Below are 21,446 nucleotides of genomic sequence, written 5' to 3' on the forward strand. Positions count from 1 at the left end.
CATTTTATTCGTTAATATAATGTTAAATTAGCTTTTCTAGAGTGAGGCATTAAAGGGAGCTCCCCTCTTCACTCTAGGATTAATTAATTGCCACATTTTCTCACAATATATGATTAAGGAATTACAAAATGGCTAAGGAAAATGTAGATGTACTTATTATCGGCGCTGGACCTGCTGGGACAATGACCGCTGCAAAGCTAATTCAAGCAGGGTTAACCGTGAAGATCGTTGAACGTAGCCACTTTCCGCGCTATGTCATCGGTGAAAGTCTTCTACCACAAAGTATGCAGCATTTGGAAGATGCTGGATTTATGGATGCGTTAGTCGCACGCAATTACCAAAAGAAAATCGGTGCTAATTTTAAACAAGATGACTTCCAAGAGTTTTTCGATTTCTCTAAAAATTACACCGACGGCTGGACATGGACATGGCAAGTTCCAAGAGATGACTTTGACAATGTACTGGCTGAAGAAGTGCAAAAAATGGGTGCCCCCATCGAATTTGGCACTTCCGTAGTCGATGCCAACATGGATCTAGAAGAACCTATCATTAAGGTAGTCAATGAGGCTGGCGACGAGCAGGAGATCCAAGCCAAATTTGTTGTTGACTCAAGCGGCTATGGCCGAGTACTAGCAAATCTACTTGACTTAAATGAACCTTCGTCAGCACCGACTCGGGCAACTTTGTTCGCGCAATTTAAACCTGCTGATGGCATAGAGACTGGGGCTGAAAACAATAAAGTAACGATTCTGGTTCACGAAGAGGATGTATGGGTTTGGCTAATACCTTTCTCTGACGGTCGTGTTTCAGTCGGTTTTGTTGGTAACCCTGAGTATTTGGAAAGTGCAGAGGGCGATGCTAAAACACGCTTTTTAACCTACCTTGCTCGCGATCAACATGCGTCAGCAATGTTGGAAGGAATGGCACTGTGTATGGAGCCAAAGGAAATTAAAGGCTACTCAAAAGGTATTAAACAACTGTTCGGCAAAAACTTTGTGCTAACCGGTAACGCCAGTGAATTTATTGACCCTGTATTTTCAGCCGGTGTTATGTTTGCGATTGAATCAGGCGCGCGCGCCGCTGATCTCATAGTCGCTCAGTTAAATGGCGAGGAAGCAGATTGGCAGCAAGATTATGAGGCGCATATGCTTAAAGGTATTGCTGTCATGCGCACCTACATTGAAGGCTGGTACGACGGACGTTTGCGCCGCCTATTTTTCTCAAACAACAAGCCTGAAAAAATTAAGAGCCAAATCACTTCTGTGCTTGCGGGCTATGTATGGGATGAGACTAACCCATTTGTAAACCGCAGCGAGAAAACCCTGAACCTGCTATCTGATCTCCATAATAACCCTGAAATGGCGTGATTTTAGCTTTTGAGACCGGCGTGGGAATAGTTTCTCACGCCACATAATATACTAACAAAGATGCGTTTCAGTAGTAGTGAAAGTAGTTGTGTGATGCCTATAGTTTCCCTTATTTGCGATTAAACAAAGTGGGGAGTTTTGTTGTAGGCCGACCATAGATGTGGCACTTGGCGCTTTAAAGGACTTAGACAATGAAAACTAACTTTGTATACACTGCTGCACTTTCAGCGTTATTAACAGGCACTGCACTTGCAACTCCCGCACAGGCCTCAGAATATAAAACAATTCTAATTCATGGCTTTCAAGCGGACCAACTTAACCGCCCTAACAGCACCAATGTCGAACTTGAAGGTGAAGAATACTGGTCATCTTTTTGGATAAACCACGCTGATGAGCGTATTGATTGGCCTTCTTATGAGCGTTTGCAAGGCAAAATCGCAACAGATTATATTTGGCCAAAGCTAAAAGCATTTGCAGAAAATGGCACTTGTAATCCTGGCTGTGTCTTTGTTACCCACTCAACGGGTGATTTAGTCGCGCGCTATATCTTAGATAACCAAGCAACTTGGCTTGAAAATGCGGGCCTTCAACCACTTAATATCGTTGCTACTTTTGACCTTGCTGGCGCGGGTGGCGGAAGCGAACTCGCAGACACAGCTATCAACGCTGCGACTTCTGGTGGTGTAGTAGGTGAACTAACTCGCCAAGCAGTTGAGGCATGGCTGGGCAGCATGCCTGAAGAGTTTGGCATCATGTGGGATTTAAAAGTAAATAATGCGCGACAAGTTGCTCAGTATCCGAGTGACAATGCGCCTCGCCTACGCTTTGTTGCTGATGCAAGCGACTATTACGGCCTAACTTCAGGCTTCTTACCAGGTAACGACGATGGTGTTGTATCAACGCACTCTTCTTGTGGTGCATCAGCAAAAGGTGACTTTGGTAGTTGTAGTACAAGCGTTGCTATCAACGGTCAGTTAGCCTCCCAAGATGATGCAGTAACTAGCTTTATGCCATATCACTATCCACTACTAATGAGCGCGGAATATAGCCACGGTAACCTGCCAGATGCTGGATACCAAGGCAAAGTAACAGCGGCTCGTACTCAGTTTAACGCGGGTTATAAAACGATTAGCTACAACACCTATGAAGAAACAACGGGTAGCTGGTTTTGGAAAAAAACTTACCGTTATGTTAGCGAGTCTAACTCACAAAGTTTTTCACAGTTAATACTAAACTCACTGTAACTTAACAGTTATTTTGCTAATTTCTATACCCAAGGAACTGCTCCATGCAGTTCCTTATATTAACCGAGTATTGCTATGAAAAAGTTTTTGTTGATTAGCGCCATTCTTATTGTGATCTGTATCACTGCAGGATATTTTGCCTTGCAGCGCGAAGCTCTGCCCTCAACTGAGTTAGCAGCAACACCACAAGTCACCACACCTATTTTGACACCACCAACAACACCACCAGTCACACCTAAAACTGCGATAACACAAAAACAATCACTCATCGAATCGCTACCACTGGCACAAGCTGCGCAATCAGCTGCGGCACACTATGAATATACTATTTCTCTAGCGCCTTATTCACAGCCCCTTGGCAAAGGTGATTTTGATAGGCTCAATCCAAATCATTTCTATGCCATCGAAATGCCAATAGAAGAAAACAACGAACAAGTGTCTTTGTCGCTGAATCAATATCGCTTTGTACACCCCGCTACTATCGAGATAAGTTTATCTGGTAGTCAATTTTCTAATGCAACCGCAACGATACTTGACCCTACATCGCAGCAAACCTTATCTACCACCCGCCTCAAAGAGTCTAATGGTATTTGGCTTGGCGCAGTCGATGGCGAGACGACATGGCCTCAAGAGCTGAATGTTGTTGTGCGTGCTAAACCAAGCTCGGCTAAGGCTGTCGCATTAACGGCAAGTATCCGCTATTACCAACCCAGCGCCACACTGCTCGCCATTGCTGAACCTTACCCCGAGCAAGCTGACTTGATAATTCCATTGCAACTTGAAGTAAAGCAAAGTGGTACTTATCGTATCCGTGCAAACCTATTTACTCCCGATGGCACACCAATCAGTCATTTGGTTGAAAAGCAAAAGTTAAGCGAAGGGAAACAGGTATTCAACTTAAAAGCACATCAGTCGGTGCTTGCTCCTTTTTCAGCTAAATCCGGCCCATCCCAATTCACGTTAAAGACATTTGTGATTGAGAGAATGTCGCCAATGCCGGGAGAGCTTGCGCAGTTTGGTGATAGCAAAATAACCGAATACCACATCACTGATTTCTACTTTGACGCACTGGAGAAGCGCCCATATAAGCCCTCGGCTGCCGAGCGTCAACGTCTGGGTTACTTGCAAAAAATGGCAGGTAAGTAAAGTAACTAACCTTTGCTTCGGATAATTAGCATAAAAACAAACGGTGACCCTTTTTAGGTCACCGAGTTAGCTAAGCTATATCGCTTCAGCCGTCGTCTTAGGCTTCAGCTCAGCAATGCGATAAAACCCAAGTGCGGTGATAGATACTAAGGTCATGATGATAAACAGCATCATACCGGAGTAAAAATCTAAAATAAGTCCGCCTAAAATGGGCGCTAATGCATACCCTAATGAACACAAGCCAGCAGCACCAAAATAGCTAGCTTTCAGGTTATCTGGTGCCAACCTGTCAATATAGACATTGATGTTAGTAAACATAATTGCTTCGCTCAGACTCAACACCATCATGGCTGCAATCCATCCCCAAATATTGTGTACATCATTCAAGGCCATCATGACTTGTGAAATGATCAATATCACGCCACCCGCATAGAGCCTATTTTCAATACGCCAATTACGCATCAGATGTAGTAATGGAAACTGACAAACGATGATCACACTAGAATTTGCGATGATTAAGCTAGAAATTAGCCAAGCCAGATCGGGGACCTCTGCACGCGTCAAATACTGCACTAAGCTAGAGTCACATTGCGCATAAACCAAATACACTAAAGTTGTAGCGATGAGCACAATTAAAAAGACTTTATCTTTTCGTAAGATCCCCAGCCATTTTGCAAACTTCGGCACTGACTGAGCGGCAGACTGCAAAGCGAAAGTCTGCGCTTCACTCAGTTTAGGTCTAAAGTAAAGCAGCGCGAGCAACAAACCAATATACGAAATGCCAGTATAGATAAAGCTAAACTGCTCACCATTAAGCCCCGCCCATAGCCCGTACAATGGTCCTAAAGCCGCTCCCACATTCACGAGAAAATAGAGTAAATGCAGTGCAAGCTCTCTGTCTTTTGCGTCGGCAAGTTCTTCAGTAAGCAACGCTTTACTAGGCGCATCCCAAAGCGTCCTAGGTAGACAAGCTAAAAACACTGAGGTTGCAAACAACCACAACGACTCAGCCACAGCCAACAGTGAAAAAGAAATCACACCAACAAACACTGCCGTGTAGAGCATTTTGGTGCGACCAAAGCGATCAGCGAGATTACCCGTATAAAACCCCAAAAATACGGCAAAAGTCGCTGACACCGTCAGCAATAAACCGACCTCTGTTGCACTCAATCCATAATTTTCGTAAAGAATAACAGCCAAAAAAGGCCATACCATGTAGTAACTAGCGCGAACGAAAAAGTTACCAACAAGCATTACCCAAACTAAAGGTGTAAAGCGCTTTAACCGCTCAATTGCAGAGCTATTCTCCATTGATGTTCCTTGATTATTATTGATTTACGCAGAACCCTAATTCCTAAACCTTAGTTTAGGTCAAGCGTTTAACTGCATTCTATTATCTTGGATACTGGAATTTTATGAAGAAAAAATTTCATCCTTGAAATCACAAAGGGAGATAAAACTAACTCAATGAAATTAAGCGTTAAAACCGCTTAACGTAGAACACATTTAAAAAATCAAGACCGGGGTTGTGGTCGCTCAAACCAGCATTAGAATAATGCAGATATCGGATCCCAACTTTAGTACTGGGGTTCAAATTAACACTAAGTCCAATGCGGTCTTCAAACTGATAGTGAACACCAATGTCTTTACCCGCAAATCGAGTATCACTGACGTAGGTCATGCCAATTCCAAACTCAAAATTTACCGGCTTTCCAGCAAACTCGGTCAGTGGAACACTAAGCACTGGTGACAATGCAATGGCAAACGTCGTGTCTGAGCGTTTTGGTTTGCCGTATTCCCAATAGTTGGTGCTCAGCTCAAAATAAACATAGGCACCTTCTCCAAAACCATAATCCGCTAAACTATAATGCAAGGGACGATACCCAAGCCGCAGTCCTTTTACATCCCCCTCTCCCATCACATAATCAACTGCAACTTCACTAGCATGTGAGTAAGTAGACACAAACAACATAAGCAAGAATAAAACTAAGCGCATAACGACTCCTCTACAACGAGGGCAATTTTACGCCGTTATTTAATTCTTAAAAGACACCAAAAGACCATATAATAATTGCCATTTAAGCACCAATATGGAATTTTAATGGGTACATTAATTTAACCAAAACCAATAACAAATTATGAGTTATACTATTAAAAACGATCTTGAGAATGTGGTATGCAGTATATAATTGGGAGCGTTATAGGGATATTTAGTGTATTCAGTGCCTTAGCCGCAGCACCAACAAAAGTAGATATCTATACCGAGCATTTTCCTCCGTACCAGATAGAGCAAAAGAACGGCACCATTACTGGGCTTGCCACTGATATCGTACGCCTCATTATGTGGGAAGCAGAGCTAAGCTATCAAATTTATATGTTGCCTTGGACTCGCGCAAAAGCTTTCTCCAAAAAATCCCCTTATTCATTGCTCTACTCGATCGCCAGAACGGAGCAACGTGAAGAAAACCATATCTGGATTGCGCCACTTTGTGAGCTAAAGGTCGCCTTTTATAAGCGTGCTGATATTGCCGATCAGCAGGTGTGGGAAATATGGAAAATCAAACAACATGTTGTCGCTGTTGCGGCTGATCAACTCTCCGAAAACTATTTAAAAGCACAAGGCTTTGTCGCCGATAAGAATATGCTATCAGTAACCAGTTTTAGTCGTGCAGGTGAGCTGCTTGAAAGAGGCAGAATAGACTTTATTTTTGGTGCCGAAAATTTTGTAGATAGAATGGCTGCTAGAATGGGTTTAGTGGAGCAATGGGACAAAGTGCTAGAAGTCCCTGAGTTAAGTAAAACCCTCTATTTAACCGCCAACCCGAGCGCTCCTCCAGAGTATATAAATCGGCTGCGCGCCGCCGCTGAACGAGTGCAGATGCAACGCAAAAAGGTTGATGTCGGCTGCCCCATTGACGAGTAATTCATCGTTTGCTACTGAACTTTGTACGTCGCTGTGATAGCATTTTCAAAATTGTATACTTTATTCAAAAAACAACAAATGAAAGTACTCACAGGAATGGTATTACTCGTGCTCTTTGTAGCATGCGAAACACACGCAAGCCCAAAAATCATCAACGCGGTTTCACGCTTTGGTCACCCTCAGGTAATGAAGCCCGCAGACAAGTTTGGCCATAGTCCCTATTCACCACTGTTTGATAACGGCGCATGGCATGGTCACTTACTTCCTGATAACGCTGCGGAATATGGTGGTTTCACGGGTAACGCGATTATCACCGAAGAGTATTTAACCTATTTATTTGAACGTATTGAGCGCCTACAGGTTTTTCACGGTGATATCAAATTGCAATTTGATGCAGCGCAGTACAGCCTGCCCGGAGAGCTGGTGCAAACGCTTAGACATGAGCTCGCGACGGTGACAATCCGCTTACGCTTTGTTAGCGAGCGTGTTTCTCTTATTCAAACCACTATTCATACAAAGCAACAACTTACTTTAAAATTGGACGGCAAATTACTCCACCAACTTAATCAACAACAAGCACTGGACCAACAATACCCTAAGCTCGCTCCAACCATGGTTGCCAGCGAAAGTGGGATCAGTACCACTTTTGGTCGTGTTCGCGATCCGTGGGCGCTTCTGACCTCTGGTAGCAACGAGTACTCAATCACCCGCACAATCCCTTTCAAAAATGTGGTGGCAAACAACCGTTATTATAGCGAGACGCAAACCTCTGGTGATCTGCAGTTTTATACCGCAATAAGTTACGTCCACAATCAACAAGAGCGCATACAAACAGCAAAGGCCGTTGCCAAAATTCTCTCATCCCCTGTTACGTATTGGCAACGCTCTAAAGCTCGCTGGATGGGCTATTTAGCACGCTATCAAACCTTACCACGAGATAAACAAACATTGGCGATAAAAGCCGTTGAAACCCTCATTGGTAACTGGCGTTCTCCCGCAGGGGCAATCGTCTTTGATACCGTATCGCCTTCGGTCACTGCTCGCTGGTTTTCCGGCAATTTAACTTGGCCTTGGGACAGCTGGAAACAAGCGTCAGCGCTGAGACTATTTGCACCAGATTTAGCCAAGGCCAACATTGATGCCGTATTTTCCTATCAAATAGCAGCTAACGATCCTGTGAGACCCCAAGATAAAGGCTTATTACCCGATTTAATTGGTTATAACCTGCCACCAGAGCGTGGTGGCGATGGCGGTAATTGGAGCGAACGGAATTCAAAACCCTCGCTGGCCGCTTGGGCGGTGTTGAATACCTACCATGCCAGCAAAGACAAAGCTTGGCTTGCACAAATTTACCCTAAACTTGTCGCCTATCGTGATTGGTGGCTGCGCAACCGTGATCACAACCAAAATGGTATTCCTGAATTTGGTGCAACCATAGATAAACACCATAATAATCAAGCGGGTGAGTTGTTATTTTATCTACATGAAGGAAAGCAAAAGCATGCCCGCTTTGGGCTAAAAGCCTATCGTGATGCGCAAGCACAAGGTAAACAGATAAGTATTCCCGCACAGACCGCAGCGTCATGGGAGTCTGGAAGAGACGATGCTGCTAACTTTGGTTTTATCTCACCACAGCAGCTTGAGATCTATGTGAAACAAGGTGGCGATGCTAAAGACTGGCAAGTCGAGTTTGCTAGCAATAAGGACGCCCAAGGCCACTTGCTAGGCTACTCTTTGATGCAAGAGTCGGTTGATGGGGCCAGTTATTTTTATTCTGATACCAAAAACTTGAGTGCCATCGCCAATATCTTGGCTAAGCCACAGGAAGCCAAAGCCTTTTCAGCACAAGCAAAGCAGATCGCCGATTATATTAACCGCTGCATGTTCGACGATAACAGCGGATACTACTACGATATTCGTATTGCCCCATCACCGCTTGAAAATGGCTGTGCAGGGAAACCTATCATTGAACGTGGTCGTGGCCCGGAAGGTTGGGCTCCGCTCTTTAATCAGGTCGCAACAGCGTATCATGCTAAACGCGTCTCTGAAGTAATGCTCAGCCCCAGTGAATTCAACACCTATATTCCTCTAGGCTCTGCATCCCAGACCAACCCTGCATTTGGCGCAAACATCTATTGGCGTGGTCGTGTCTGGCTTGACCAATTGTATTTTGGCTTGATGGGACTAAGTTATTATGGTTATGGAACTGAAGCGAACACTTTGCTTGATCGATTTATGCAAAATGCGGATGGTCTGCTGCAAAACGCGCCTATTCGCGAAAACTACAATCCACTCACCGGTGAGCAACAAGGTGCACCGAACTTTTCATGGAGCGCGGCCCATATTTTGCTGATGATAGAAGCACTTGAGATGGACAAGCCCAAAGCACCAATTAAAGAAGAAAAGCCAGTTTCACAGCAAATCACTACAAACTAGCCGAAAATTTGCTAGCAATTCAGTGATGATCCGTCTACATTTTTTAAATGATACAAAAACAAAATTAGACGGATCGCAATGAGTTGGTTTTACCGTATTTACCATTTTGCCCTAAAGTGCATTGTTATTTTTATCGGGATCCCGAATCCCAAATTACATCAGGGAAAAACGGGGCTGTTAGACGCTATTAAGGCGCTGGGGTTAAAAAGTGGAGATAACGTCTTAGTCGTGACCGACCAAGTGCTGCTCAAGCTCAACTTGCATCAGGTTGTGGAAAACACACTACGTGAGTCAGAGTTAGTCACGCATTATTACGCAGATGTTTTACCCAACCCAACCATAACAAACGTTGAAGATGGTCTAAAGGTCTACCAACAGCATCAGTGTAAAGCAATTATCGCGCTTGGCGGTGGCTCGGTACTCGACACGGGCAAGCTGATCGGTGCTCGGGCTGTCAAGCCGAACAAACCGGTGACTAAACTCAAAGGGTTGTTTAAAGTCTTAAAACGCCTACCGCCGAATATCGCGATCCCAACAACCGCAGGAACCGGCTCGGAGACCACCGTTGCCGCCGTTGTAAACGATCCTAGCAATCACGCCAAATATGCCGCGACTGATTTTTGTTTAGTGCCGCACCATGCCGTATTATTACCGGAATTAACCACAAGTATGCCTGCACATATCACCGCGACTACGGCAATTGATGCACTAACCCACGCCATTGAGGCACTACTGAGCATTAACTGTCTTAAGTTTAGCCGCGGCCGTGCTCTTGAGGCCTGTAGAGCCATCTTTGAATATTTACCCAAAGCACAACAAGACCCACAAAATCTAGAAGCAAGGGCGCAACTACTACTCGCTTCCCATTACGCAGGACAAGCTTTTACCAGAACTTCTGTCGGCTACGTACATGCAATTTCACACCAATTGAGCGCTCAATATGGTACGCCACACGGGCTTGCCAATGCGGTGTTACTCATGCCCGTGCTAACCTGGTATGGCGAGCGCATTAACCAGCAACTCGCGCTCATCGCCAGATACTGTGGATTAACCTCGTTAGACTATCCCGTCGAACGCCAAGCGGACGACCTGTTGGAGCACATCAAGCGCTTATTGCTTGATTTACAGATTCAAACCACGCTCGCCGAAGTACTTCCTGATGATGCCGCGCTACTCGCAGAGCTGGCGCTAAAAGAAGCACATCCAGATTATCCGGTGCCCCATTTTATGGATCCCAGCGCCTGCCAACGCATTATAAAAGGTATCGCTCCTACGCCTTAATAAGCACTTTGTTTAGTGTTTTGACTCAAAGAAATTTAAAATAAATACAAACTTTTCAAAATCTTACAAAAAAAACATCAAGTAAAAGCACTAAAAACATAAAGCCTATTAACGAACAGTTAAAAGCCAAAAAACGCAAACAAAAACAATTCTCAATAACGATTTTTAATGCTAGTATGCGCGACTTTTGAAAAGCAAACTGGTGTATTTTGGAACGTTATTACTCAGAAGTATTAAGTTATATCGCTCGTTCAGTGGGGTGCAAAGATAAGGCTCAAAATATAGTCCAAGAGGCGTATACCCGAATACTAAGTTATAAAAGCAGCAATCCAAAGCAGGATAACACGCAAGAGCGCGCGCTGTTTTTTAAAGCCGCAAAAAACATTGTGATTGATCAGTATCGCAAAAATCAAACCGTTGCTGAGCCCGACGACTTCGAATTAGTCGCGCCAAGTTATTATGAGCCTGAGGCTAAGCTTGCAAGTCAACAACAACTGGCATTACTTAATCGAAGTATCGACTCCTTACCCCTAAAAACTAAGCAAGCATTTGTGCTCTATAAATTTAAAAACTTAAGCCAGCCACAAATAGCAGAGCAAATGGGGATATCTGTCAGCATGGTCGAAAAACACTTGGCAACTGCCATGCTCGCTTGCCGTAACGCATTACAAAAACAATAAGAGAATCGCAATGGACCGTCATAATGTATCAATACAGCAGCAAGTAAACCACTGGCTGGAACTCGAAAGGCAAGGGCTCAGTAAAACGCAGCAGCAAGCGCTCAATCGTTGGCTTGGTGAGAACCGTGCGCACCAAACAGCCTATCAAGAAAGTAAACAGATTGAGCGACTGTTATCGCAATTTTCAGATCAAGACATTGCACAATTAGAGAATCCACTTACACACTCGAAGCTTAAATCAAAGACAACTCAGCGGTACTTCGCCATTGCTGCATGCTTTGCACTTTTTGCGTTGAGTTTCTTTGGCTATCAAACGTGGTTCTTTCAAGTAAACAAAGACACCTTTCACGCCAGCTATCAGTCAGCACGAGGCGAATTACGCAATATCTCACTGCCCGACCAATCTCGACTGACCTTAGATGCCAAAACTTCCCTCGCTATTGATTTTGATGGCAATCGGCGTAGTAATAAACTACTCAGTGGACGCGTATTGTTTGACGTTGCCAGTGACAAAAGCCGTCCATTTGTTATCAGCGCCGGTAACACAAAAATTACCGTATTAGGTACCCGCTTTTCTGTTGATAAAAAACCCAATAGCGTTCGCATTGTGGTGGATCATGGCCGTGTAAACGTGCAAAGCCAAAATCAGCAAATAACGCTGACAAAAGGTCAAATGGCGGTCGTGGACAGTGACGGCATTGTCAAGGCTGAGTTTGATCCAAACCTCAATCTCGTTGATGCGTTTAAGCAAGGACGACTCGTGTTCGACAATACACCACTTAACGAAGCACTTGAGGAATTTAAACGACATCATGCGATAAGTTACACCTTAAGCGCTCAATCAACTGAGCAATTGGTTATTTCGGGTACTTTTGTAGCATCAGAGCTCGAAAGCTTTTTAAACTTACTTCCACATGTTCTCCCTGTAGAAGTTAAAGAGTATAACAATCATATAGTTATAGTTAATTCTCGATGATGAGATAAAAATATTCAAATTTTTATTGAGGAGTTCTCATTCTCATTCGTTTTCATCTTAGGTAATTTATTTGGACGCATAACAATGAGAACTCGCTCTGTTTTAAACACAAGACTCACTCCCTTAGCATTTGCACTCGGGCTTAGCCTGAGCCTGCCTGCAACCGCGCAGAGTCATGTTGCTTTATATCAATTTAATCTTACGCAGCAACCTATTAGCCATACCTTAACGCAGGTAGCTGAAGCTGCGAGTATGAATCTAATTGCCGATGCGAAACTATTAAATGGCCTGCAAGCCCCAGCACTTAAAGGAGAGGTAAGTTTAACCGAGGCACTAGAACGCACACTAAAAGGTAGCCAGCTAACAGCGAGCATTATCGACAACAACATCGTTATTAAAGCGGCGATTAACGGGTCAGCGCCTGTAAAAAGCAAAACCAATAATACTCAGGAAAAGGCAAAGCACAGCCAAACACCAAATCCGCAAGATAATATTGAAGTTATCACGGTCAAAGGCGATAAACTCAATCTTAATCGTGAACAGATTGCTCGAACCAAGGGTTTATCTAACTCGGATATTTTCTCAACGTTTTCTGGTATAGAGGCAAACAATATTCGAAACGAAGCTGGCGCACTTGATATTGGTATTCGCGGCGTGCAAGGCGAAGGTCGAGTGCCGATTTTCATCGACGGTAGTTTGCAATCAACGCACACAAACCGCGGCTATATGGGCTCGTCTGACAGAACCTATATCGATTCAAACTTGATAAGCTCGGTTAATGTCGAAAAAGGCGCATCGGCCAAAGCATCACCTTTCGGCTCAGGTGCAATCGGCGGAACAGTCAATATCCGAACATTGGGCACACAAGATATTCTCCAAGACGGTAAGCATTTTGGCGCTTTAGTTAAGGTAAATACGCATAACAACAATAAAACACCTGAAGTACCAGAGAGCTTTGGCCTGCAAAGTTATTATGAAATCAGCAACCACAATGACACACTCGACTTTGCAGGCGGCGGGTTTACGCTAGCAACCGCTTATCAACAGGATAACTTACAAGCAGTACTCGCTTATAGTAAGAAAAAGGTTGGTAACTACTTTGCTGGTAAAAATAGCTTTGACGACTTTGTTGAAACCGTGGAGTATGTACGTTGGGTGCCTTCAACTGATCATGAGGGGCAATATGACGAAGTAACAGTAGTCGACCAGATCCCACCTCCAGTTAACCAAAATGGCGAAGTCGTCAATACAAGCTTTGAAAGCGACTCATATCTTGCCAAACTAACTTATGCGTTTACGGACGAACAATCATTAGAGGTGAATACACGCTACCATAAGCAAGAAGCGGGAGAAATGCTGGCCACCTACTGGTACAAACAACGAGCCGGTGACACCAAGTTTTGGAAGGTGATCGATGAAAATGGCCAAGAACAATGGATGTCCGAAGAAATTCCAGAAGGCGTAGAAACCATGCCGCAGTGGGCTCCAGGCTCTGCTCTGGTAAACAGTGCCAGTGCGTTATACCGTTTTTTACCGAGTAATAACTCATTAGTCGACCTCAGTGTTAACGTTTGGCGTACCAGCGCAAGGTTACAGCAATATAATGCACTTGGCAGTAACCTGGGAGCAAATGCGGGGCAATATTTTCACCGTTATAATAATAAGCGTCATGGGATAAGTGCATTCAATACCTCTGCATTATCGTTGGCAAGTACACCGATTACTTTGACTTATGGTCTATCTTGGCAGGTTGAGAAATTAAGCCCTCATAAAGACTGGAAAGACAATTTTAATCGAGACTGGTACCCTGCTGACTTCAATTTAAAAGCCACTTCACGACATGGCAAACAAACAAAACGTGCATTATTCGCCAATGCCAATATCGATCTTGCGCCTGTAGAGTTTGCACTGAACGTAAACCTTCATGACTCGGTCAACGAGGACTATCAAACAGGCGAAAAACTTACATTTGATGCCAAAGCGGATGTGACTGTACAAGCAAATTATCAACTGCTTGATAATACAGTTATTAAAGCCAAATATAGCAACGCATATCGAATGCCAAACCTGTACGAAACAACAGTTTCTAATGAGGTGTTTTCCTACTCTAGTGACTACCCGATCACCCCTGAAAAAACGAAATCGTATGATATTGGCTTTGAGAGTGACTTTAGCAACTTACTCAGCCACGGGGATAAGCTAATTATCTCGGCGGAGTACTTCTACACGAATATTGAAAGTATGTTGGCAACAGGCTTCTTGCCTAAACCCGACGCACCTTCATGGGATCAAAAGTTCACCTTTACCAACTATGATAAGTTTGAACTGCCTGGCACGGAATTTGGTCTTCATTACCAAAGTGACTTATTTTACAGCAGGTTATCTTACACAAAGTACACCGACGTCAAAATGTGCTCACGCTTAATGGCCGAGGCTGCAGGTGTCGATACTTGTAATACGACCGGCTTTGCGGGGAGTTTAACACCACTTCGTGTGCCTCCTGAAAAAAGCTATATCGCAACGCTTGGTATGACACTCTTTAACGACACAATTGGTACGGGTTTTACTTACAAAAAACACGCTGAGAAACATCACCCGGGCGGCTTTTTGGCAGGGACTGGAGTAACTGCGCTTGAGTATATTCCAGCAGGCTATCAGCTCGACTTTTATCTTGATTATATCTTTAGCGACAGCATCAAAGGCAACCTAGCGATCACCAACTTGACCGATCAGTATAAAGTTTCAAGCGGCTCAATCGTCGCGATGCCAGAACCTGGCCAAACCATTTCGATTGGCTTAGAAATCAAACTTTAATCAACACTTAGGCGCTGTACTTTTGCTTAAAGACAGCGCTATATTTTTACATCACCTTGGAGCATCAATGACTACCGTTACCTCTGCACTTTCTCGAGCGCAAAACTTAAAACATGCAACTGCAGATACCCACGACAATGTAGACAAATCCATTATGGCGCAAGACCCATTCGCCAATACACAAAGCTATCTCGATTTCTTGCGATTACAGTTTTATTTTTTAAAAGATGTGAGCGCTCTTTATGAACACCCAGAATTATTAGCGCTTATTCCTGATTTGGCCGCGCGCCGCCGCTTAGGTTTGCTTGAGCAAGACTTTATCGACCTTGAAACCACCATCCCTACTCCCTACTTAATGCCAGAAGTAACCAATAATACCGACGTCGCCAGAGCGCTCGGCTGGCTATATGTGGTTGAGGGCTCAAAGGTCGGTGCAGCCATGCTGGGTAAACAAGTTGGGGCCAAGCTCAATTTTGATGCGCAGCACGGCGCTCGATATTTAGCAGGCCCAGGAGCCGGTCGCGGCAGCGCTTGGCGAGAGCTTGTGCAAATCATAGACGCAATTGAATTGAGCGAACAGCAAGAACAGGCGCTAATTGAAGGTGCTCGTCAGGCATTCACCCGTTTCCAAGCATTCCAGGCACACGTTTATTCATGATGTTTAAAGCCGCCTTAGCCAACTATAAAAAAATAGCCCTACTGCTATGCGGATATCTATTTGTAGCCCTCGGTGTTATTGGTATTGTTTTGCCCGTCATGCCAACCACTGTGTTTTTTATTCTGGCTTTGGCGTGCTTTTCAAAAGCCTCTCCTAGGCTTGCCTTGTGGCTGCTAAATCACCCAAGGTTTGGCGCTTCATTAACGCAATGGAAGCAATACAGGGTTATTCCGCTCAAGGCCAAAGTCATGGCAACAGTGGGCATGACAGCGAGCTATGCTTTACTTATTTTGCTCTCACCAGCAGCCTGGTTGGCCTGTGTAGTTGGCAGTATAAAGATCGCAGTAATGTCTTATATTTATTCCAGACCATCAAAGCGTGTGTAATACCAGTTTACTTTCTTATAATTTAAAACGCTCAACCAGTGTTGCTAGACGATGCGAGAAGCTACTGAGCGACTCGCTGCCTTTAGCCAAGCTTTGCATCGCCTGAGCATTCTCATTTGCGGTACTTTGTGCATCTAGCATCACCTGCTCAATTTGCTGACAATCCGTCGCTTGGTGATCAGCGGCTTGGCTGACTTCTTCACTCAACTGCGTAACCTGTAAAATAGCGTTGGCAATTTCATCCATGGCACTGGCAAGCGCCTCACTTTGTTTAACACATGAGGCAACATCACGTTGGCCGGAGTTAATGGCCTCAGAGGCGCTATGTGTATCCTGTCTCAGAGCTGCGATCATTTGGTTAATTTCATTAGTCGACTCTTGCGTCCTTGACGCAAGCGTTCTAACCTCATCGGCGACCACCGCAAACCCTCTTCCCTGCTCACCAGCTCGAGCCGCCTCAATTGCTGCGTTTAACGCCAACAGATTGGTTTGCTCAGCAATAGAAACAATGGTATCCAAGATACTGCCGATATTCTCGCTATGTGTGGTCAATTTGGTCATACTCTCTACCGCTTCACTCATGCGCGTGCTGAGCGATAGAATATGTTCTTTATTGTCTTGTGTGTATTTACTGACCTCGGTTTTATGCTGGTTAGCGGTATGGATGCTCGCGAGGCTATCTGACGAGCGTTCGGAAACCGCCAAAGCACTAGCTGAAATACTTTGTGCTAAGCGATTGGCATTATCCATGCGGCGCATTTGCTCAGTCGCATTATTGGCTATTTGTTTACTTTCGCTTAATGATGATTCCGATAGTCCTTCTAACTCATGAACCTGATTATTGATTGACTCTAGCAAAGCACGGAGATTGTCTTTCACCTGATTAATATTATCAATTAACTGACCAAATTCATCATCACTGCGCTTACTCATTTGCTTCGAAAAGTCTCCAGCAGCAAGGTATTTGAGCATTTTATTCACCGCAGCCAACGGCCCAAGCATTGCCCGGCTAGTTGAAACCGAGATAAACGCACCTAAAGCAATAAAGACAATCACCAATAAAATGGCGGTATTTTGCGCTCGCTCGATAAGGGTTTCAGCATTATTTTGAGAACGATTAAACGCCGCATTAGCGCTTTGCTGCATTTTCTCAAGCTCGGTTAAAATGGCAAACGCATGCTGCTCTGATTGCTTATATAACATTGCAGCTTGCTGTTGCTGACGCAGTTTCTCTTGTACCGCGACATAAAGATGACCGGGCTCACCCAGCTTTTCCCTGAGCTTAGTCATGCCCTCACTAAACTGATTTAACAAATCATCTGCATCCATGCCATAGGCTTGGCGCTTCAAAAACGTTAGGTTATTTTCAATATTATCTAACAAAAACAGCATGTCTTGCTGGTGCTGATCTACTTGCTCTAGCGTTAAACCGCTGATCCGCTGACTGTTGTTTTCCAGTGTAAACAACATGTCATCAATACGAACGCCAGTCCCGACCATTTCTTCCAACTGCCGTGTTTTGTCTGTCTCGATTAACTCAAGATCCAGCATGGCATTGCTGGCCTGTTCTTTATCCTGTTTAAGTGCTTGATATTGTGATTGGATCCGTTGCTGCGCTTGTACAACATCAGCCTTAGCCTGCAACATTTGTTCTGCGGCACGACTGAGCTGCTCACCCAGCGCCAGAGTTTGCTTTAATGGTGTGACAAATTCAGGCATGGCTTGCGTCAATGACGTTAAGTGCCGCTGGCGCTCAACATACAGTTGCTGCTGTGTGGTAAATTGCTGTCGAGCCCGATTGATATCTTGCTCGCTTTCGAGGGTATAAGCTTGAGAAACCAACTTGCTGAGCTTAAGCTGCTCAAGTTGCAAGGCGTCAGCACTGCGCTGAATAGGCAAAGTAATTTGCCCCATATTTTGATTAGCGGACTTTATTTGCGCCAATGCTAAATAGGCAAGCACGCACGCAAGTAACAGCAGCACGCCTAATGCACTAAAGCCTAAAGTAATTTTTTGTTTTATTGTTAGTTTACTTAGCATAATGTCATTGCTCTATTTTGAGTAAACAAACTATGTTACAAATGGGATAAAAAACCAAGTAAATACTCTAAAAATTACCAACATACCTTTTAAAAATGTAGCTTCAAATTTGCGGTTTTGCTTACTTAGTTTTTGATTTTATTTTTAGTTTTAGCGATCATTGCAGTTAGGTCTTTTATTATTTAAGAGCATAACAAGATGAGAGAAACCGCAATCAACGAAGCAAAGGCCTTATGCCAAAACCATAAGAGCGCATTTTTATCTACCTTCTCTAACAACCAAAAGGGCTTTCCTTTTTCTTCTATCGCTCAATATGTTTTTCTTGAAGATAATCACTTTTACTTCTTTATTAGTGATATCGCCCAGCACACCAAGAATTTAGCCAAGCACCCGGCACTTTCGTTTATGGTGCTCGGTGATGGTGCGGTTGAAGACGTTGAAAATGCGCGAGTTACTATTCTTGGGCATGCACACAAACTACCAAGAGCGGATAGCGAAAGCCTGATTGCACAATTCGTAATAAAGCACGAAAAAGCTCAGCAATATGCCATGCTCGGTGACTTTCACCTATGGCGAATTGAAGTGGCGAGGGTTCGATATGTAGGCGGTTTTGGCCGTGCATTTTGGCTAGAAAAACAGGAATGGTACTAACGTAGGTGCTACACTGCAAAAGCGTGTTCAAACTCGCTTTCTCGTCTATGCGATTGCGGTTGATTGGTCATCTCAGCCAAGGTTTTGCGCCAAAAACCGCACGAGCTTTCAAGCTTATCTTGCATACGCACTTTCCAACGACCTTTGTATACTGACCAAATGTGTGCCATAAACTCGGTGGCGTAACGCTTTCTGCGCTCGGCAGGAGTAATATAAAGCGCACAGACTTCAAACTCTCGGCGGTTTGAAATACCTATTACGGTAAAGCCAACCAACTTACCATCTGCATAAAAAAGATAAGCGATATTGGTTGCGCTACACAGTTCAAACGAGCCCACTTGCTTTTGATAATGGCTCGCTTCTAGCAAATGTGTAAAAGTCTGCTCGCTGTATTTATCAACTCGAATTAACTCTAGTTCAACCACTTTTTTAATCTCCCGCTTGGTGTACGGTTGATCATGCTTAAAGTTTGTGGGCGAATTGTGAAGTTTTTAGATTGATTTAGTAAATTTTAGCGGCTTGACCTTTAACCAAATTTCCAGCGCAATCACCTTTTCACTTGGCGAGCCTCCATTTTCTTGTGAAATTACTTCAGGATAATGTTCAATTAAGGGCGCATCTTCTGGCTCGTATCCGCTTTGTGGCAGCCACTTTGCGAAAATATCTAATTGGAAACTCAACAAGTCTTTAATTGCTCCACGGTAATCAAAAATTGCGTATATTCCCGCGCTGAGCACATTGAGTTGATATGGCCGAGTCACCGCAGATTTTAACTCGTCGTTAATCACAATTGCGCCATCGTAACGCGCTTTATCTAGTGGTGTAAAAACGGGATTATCATGACCAAAACCAAACTTTTGTACTTGGCTATAATCCAGTCCATGTGCACTAGCCCACGCTGCAAGCTGCTGCCAACAGGCGCTAATTCCTTGCAATTGGTAGCCTTGTGACGCGCGTAATGTACATAAAGGTAGCTGTGAAATGGAGTGTAGTTTAACCGGCTGGATAACACTGTGTCGCTCAGCTCTTAATGCGTGTATTCGGGTAAGTTGTGTCGTGTTAAGGGCCGGCTCAATGTTATTTTTTGTCACCAATTTACGTAGTTGTTCTGTTTTTCGCACACTTGAAGGAGTCACACCAAAATGCTCTTTAAACGCTCGCGAAAAGTTTGCGCTACCAGAAAAACCAAACTGTAGCGCAATATCTGTCACATTGTACTCTTCGGCTAGCAACAACATATTGGCCGCGCGCTCCAACCTCACGCGATTAGTGTACTGGCTCAAAGATTCACCAATCACAGCTGCAAAAATGCGCTGGAAATGAAACTTAGAAAAATGGCTCAGGCTCGCCGCTTGCTGTAACGAAAGCGGCGACTCTGGATTACTATGCACCCACTCAATGACAGGTTGTAACCGCCCTAAATATATCTCTTCAGCGCTTAACTTTTGCTCAGTTGATTGATGCAAGCTGTATCTCTCCCGATTGGCTCTTAGCCTGTTGATAGTGCCGCCAACACAGTATAAGTGTTAACCCTGCCGCTATAAAATCAGCCCCTACAAGTGCCATAAATACACCATTTAAGCCAAAGTAGTGCGGTGCAATAACGATTAATGGAACTAGAATAAACATCACCTTCAAGGCGCTGTAAAAACAAGCGCGTTTGGCATCACCTTTTGCTTGATAAAATCCAGATGCTAAAATTACCACGCCAAATAGCGGCATCCCCCAAAGGGCTGAGCGAAAAACGCGCTCTCCTATTTCGAGAAATTCACTCGCTTCGGTAAACAGGCTCAGCCATAGCCTCGGCAATCCCATCAACCCTAGCGTCAATAACAGTGCAAATCCTGTCATACCCAAAAAAGCAACTCGCGTACACGCTCTTACTCGCCCACTATGTCCTGCCGCTAAGTTATAGCCGACGATAGTTTGAAATGCGATCAACATTGCAATCGCGGGTAGAATTGCAAAATTAATGATACGTCCCAGCATGCCGTGGGCGACTACCCAATTTTCGTTTGCAAAAGACAACAGCTGCCAGTTAACCACCGCAGTTTGCACGCCAAGGCAAAATTGCGTGATCAAGATAGGCATCCCGATTGCGAGGATCGGTAGCCAAGCACGAGGTTTCCAACACACCTTAACCGCAAGCAAGTCAGTACGCTTTCTTTTTAGCTGAAGCGCAATAATCAATGCCCCCAATTGCGCTGCGATTGTCGCATATGCCGCACCTGCAACCCCCAAACCAAATTGCGCGATAAATAGATAATCAAGCAGTATATTGAGCACAGCCGAGACTAATAACAACAGCATCATCAACTGCGGTTTACCCTGACCACGGAACATATCAGCCACGATAGGTAATAAAACTCCGGTAATGGCACAAAGATATAACGGCTGTATGTAGCTAAGCGCATCCTTTACAAAAACCGCTTCCACTTGCAAAAGTGATAAGAGCTCAAGTGGATAAAGCCAACCAAGTACCAAGAATGCCACGCTAACTATACCGCCAATGATCAGTCCATGACCGATAACCTCTGCGGCTTTACCTACTTGCTTTGCTCCGATTAATCTTGTCATTGTGGCCGCCATACCTGCAGATACCATAGCGGTTAGCGCTATCATTAACACCTGCAGCGGGTAAACCATAGCCACGGCACCAAATGCCATCTCTGACACGTAGCGACTAATAAACCAGCCGTCAACCAAGGCATATAAACCCACAACGAGTAAACCGATACAAATGGGAATACAGGTTCGAATAAACAGCACTAATATGGGCATCTCGGCGAGCTGCACGAGCCCTAATTGATTTTTATCTTTCATGTAAACTACTCCTCAGTTGCC

Annotated in this window: 18 protein-coding genes; 12 read left to right on the forward strand and 6 right to left on the reverse strand. The window is 44.3% G+C overall.

Annotation, left to right across the window (positions count from 1 at the left end; all coding sequences use genetic code 11):
- Window positions 1-128: 128 nt before the first annotated feature.
- The 3 genes from ABMY45_RS10800 to ABMY45_RS10810 all read left to right on the forward strand — a co-directional run bounded on the left by ABMY45_RS10800 (window position 129) and on the right by ABMY45_RS10810 (window position 3,757).
- On the forward strand, window positions 129-1,367 hold the full coding sequence (locus ABMY45_RS10800; protein WP_349288876.1) for an NAD(P)/FAD-dependent oxidoreductase: 1,239 nt from the start codon (window positions 129-131) through the stop codon (window positions 1,365-1,367).
- A 191-nt stretch (window positions 1,368-1,558) separates the two neighbouring features.
- Entirely contained in the window at window positions 1,559-2,611 is a 1,053-nt protein-coding gene (locus ABMY45_RS10805) for a hypothetical protein (protein ID WP_102056422.1), read from the forward strand.
- Between the two features lie 75 nt (window positions 2,612-2,686).
- Entirely contained in the window at window positions 2,687-3,757 is a 1,071-nt protein-coding gene (locus ABMY45_RS10810) for a hypothetical protein (RefSeq protein ID WP_349288877.1), read from the forward strand.
- A gap of 75 nt (window positions 3,758-3,832) precedes the next feature.
- Here the strand turns inward: ABMY45_RS10810 and ABMY45_RS10815 are convergent, their stop codons facing one another.
- A complete protein-coding gene (locus ABMY45_RS10815) occupies window positions 3,833-5,068 on the reverse strand; it encodes an MFS transporter (RefSeq protein WP_211868343.1) in 1,236 nt (411 codons plus the stop codon).
- Window positions 5,069-5,237: 169 nt separating this feature from the next.
- Window positions 5,238-5,753, reverse strand: a complete 516-nt coding sequence (locus ABMY45_RS10820; protein ID WP_045961557.1) for an acyloxyacyl hydrolase — start codon at window positions 5,751-5,753, stop codon at window positions 5,238-5,240.
- A gap of 180 nt (window positions 5,754-5,933) precedes the next feature.
- Here ABMY45_RS10820 and ABMY45_RS10825 point away from each other — a divergent pair, with 180 nt between their 5' ends.
- The 8 genes from ABMY45_RS10825 (at window position 5,934) to ABMY45_RS10860 (ending at window position 15,911) form a co-directional block, all read left to right on the forward strand.
- On the forward strand, window positions 5,934-6,680 hold the full coding sequence (locus ABMY45_RS10825) for a transporter substrate-binding domain-containing protein (RefSeq protein ID WP_010604072.1): 747 nt from the start codon (window positions 5,934-5,936) through the stop codon (window positions 6,678-6,680).
- Between the two features lie 78 nt (window positions 6,681-6,758).
- Window positions 6,759-9,116, forward strand: a complete 2,358-nt coding sequence (gene ygjK / locus ABMY45_RS10830) for an alpha-glucosidase (RefSeq protein ID WP_349288878.1) — start codon at window positions 6,759-6,761, stop codon at window positions 9,114-9,116.
- A 78-nt stretch (window positions 9,117-9,194) separates the two neighbouring features.
- Window positions 9,195-10,397: an iron-containing alcohol dehydrogenase gene (locus tag ABMY45_RS10835; RefSeq protein WP_349288879.1), complete on the forward strand. Its 1,203-nt coding sequence runs from the start codon at window positions 9,195-9,197 to the stop codon at window positions 10,395-10,397.
- Between the two features lie 209 nt (window positions 10,398-10,606).
- Window positions 10,607-11,077, forward strand: a complete 471-nt coding sequence (locus ABMY45_RS10840) for a sigma-70 family RNA polymerase sigma factor (protein ID WP_010604075.1) — start codon at window positions 10,607-10,609, stop codon at window positions 11,075-11,077.
- 10 nt (window positions 11,078-11,087) lie between these two features.
- Window positions 11,088-12,053 (forward strand): FecR domain-containing protein, encoded by a 966-nt coding sequence (locus ABMY45_RS10845; RefSeq protein ID WP_174168499.1) that lies wholly within the window; start codon window positions 11,088-11,090, stop codon window positions 12,051-12,053.
- A gap of 84 nt (window positions 12,054-12,137) precedes the next feature.
- The gene (locus ABMY45_RS10850) at window positions 12,138-14,867 is read left to right on the forward strand and encodes a TonB-dependent receptor plug domain-containing protein (RefSeq protein ID WP_349288880.1); all 2,730 of its coding nucleotides are present in this window, start codon (window positions 12,138-12,140) and stop codon (window positions 14,865-14,867) included.
- Window positions 14,868-14,934: 67 nt separating this feature from the next.
- The gene (locus tag ABMY45_RS10855; protein ID WP_010604078.1) at window positions 14,935-15,525 is read left to right on the forward strand and encodes a biliverdin-producing heme oxygenase; all 591 of its coding nucleotides are present in this window, start codon (window positions 14,935-14,937) and stop codon (window positions 15,523-15,525) included.
- Window positions 15,522-15,911 (forward strand): YbaN family protein, encoded by a 390-nt coding sequence (locus tag ABMY45_RS10860; protein WP_010604079.1) that lies wholly within the window; start codon window positions 15,522-15,524, stop codon window positions 15,909-15,911. The genes ABMY45_RS10855 and ABMY45_RS10860 overlap by 4 nt, the downstream gene beginning before the upstream one ends.
- Before the next feature lie 15 nt (window positions 15,912-15,926).
- Here the strand turns inward: ABMY45_RS10860 and ABMY45_RS10865 are convergent, their stop codons facing one another.
- Window positions 15,927-17,951, reverse strand: coding sequence for a methyl-accepting chemotaxis protein (locus ABMY45_RS10865; protein ID WP_010604080.1), 2,025 nt, complete (start codon window positions 17,949-17,951; stop codon window positions 15,927-15,929).
- Window positions 17,952-18,149: 198 nt separating this feature from the next.
- Here ABMY45_RS10865 and ABMY45_RS10870 point away from each other — a divergent pair, with 198 nt between their 5' ends.
- The gene (locus tag ABMY45_RS10870) at window positions 18,150-18,602 is read left to right on the forward strand and encodes a pyridoxamine 5'-phosphate oxidase family protein (RefSeq protein WP_010604081.1); all 453 of its coding nucleotides are present in this window, start codon (window positions 18,150-18,152) and stop codon (window positions 18,600-18,602) included.
- Window positions 18,603-18,610: 8 nt separating this feature from the next.
- On the opposite strand, the gene ABMY45_RS10875 is transcribed toward ABMY45_RS10870, so the two are convergent.
- The 3 genes from ABMY45_RS10875 to ABMY45_RS10885 all read right to left on the reverse strand — a co-directional run bounded on the left by ABMY45_RS10875 (window position 18,611) and on the right by ABMY45_RS10885 (window position 21,425).
- The gene (locus tag ABMY45_RS10875; protein WP_010604082.1) at window positions 18,611-19,027 is read right to left on the reverse strand and encodes a GNAT family N-acetyltransferase; all 417 of its coding nucleotides are present in this window, start codon (window positions 19,025-19,027) and stop codon (window positions 18,611-18,613) included.
- 66 nt (window positions 19,028-19,093) lie between these two features.
- Window positions 19,094-20,068: a helix-turn-helix domain-containing protein gene (locus ABMY45_RS10880; protein WP_010604083.1), complete on the reverse strand. Its 975-nt coding sequence runs from the start codon at window positions 20,066-20,068 to the stop codon at window positions 19,094-19,096.
- Entirely contained in the window at window positions 20,052-21,425 is a 1,374-nt protein-coding gene (locus ABMY45_RS10885; RefSeq protein ID WP_349288881.1) for an MATE family efflux transporter, read from the reverse strand. Before ABMY45_RS10885 ends, ABMY45_RS10880 begins: the two co-directional genes overlap by 17 nt.
- Window positions 21,426-21,446 lie beyond the last annotated feature (21 nt).

It is taken from the genome of Pseudoalteromonas sp. XMcav11-Q, assembly GCF_040104525.1.
Taxonomy (GTDB): domain Bacteria; phylum Pseudomonadota; class Gammaproteobacteria; order Enterobacterales; family Alteromonadaceae; genus Pseudoalteromonas.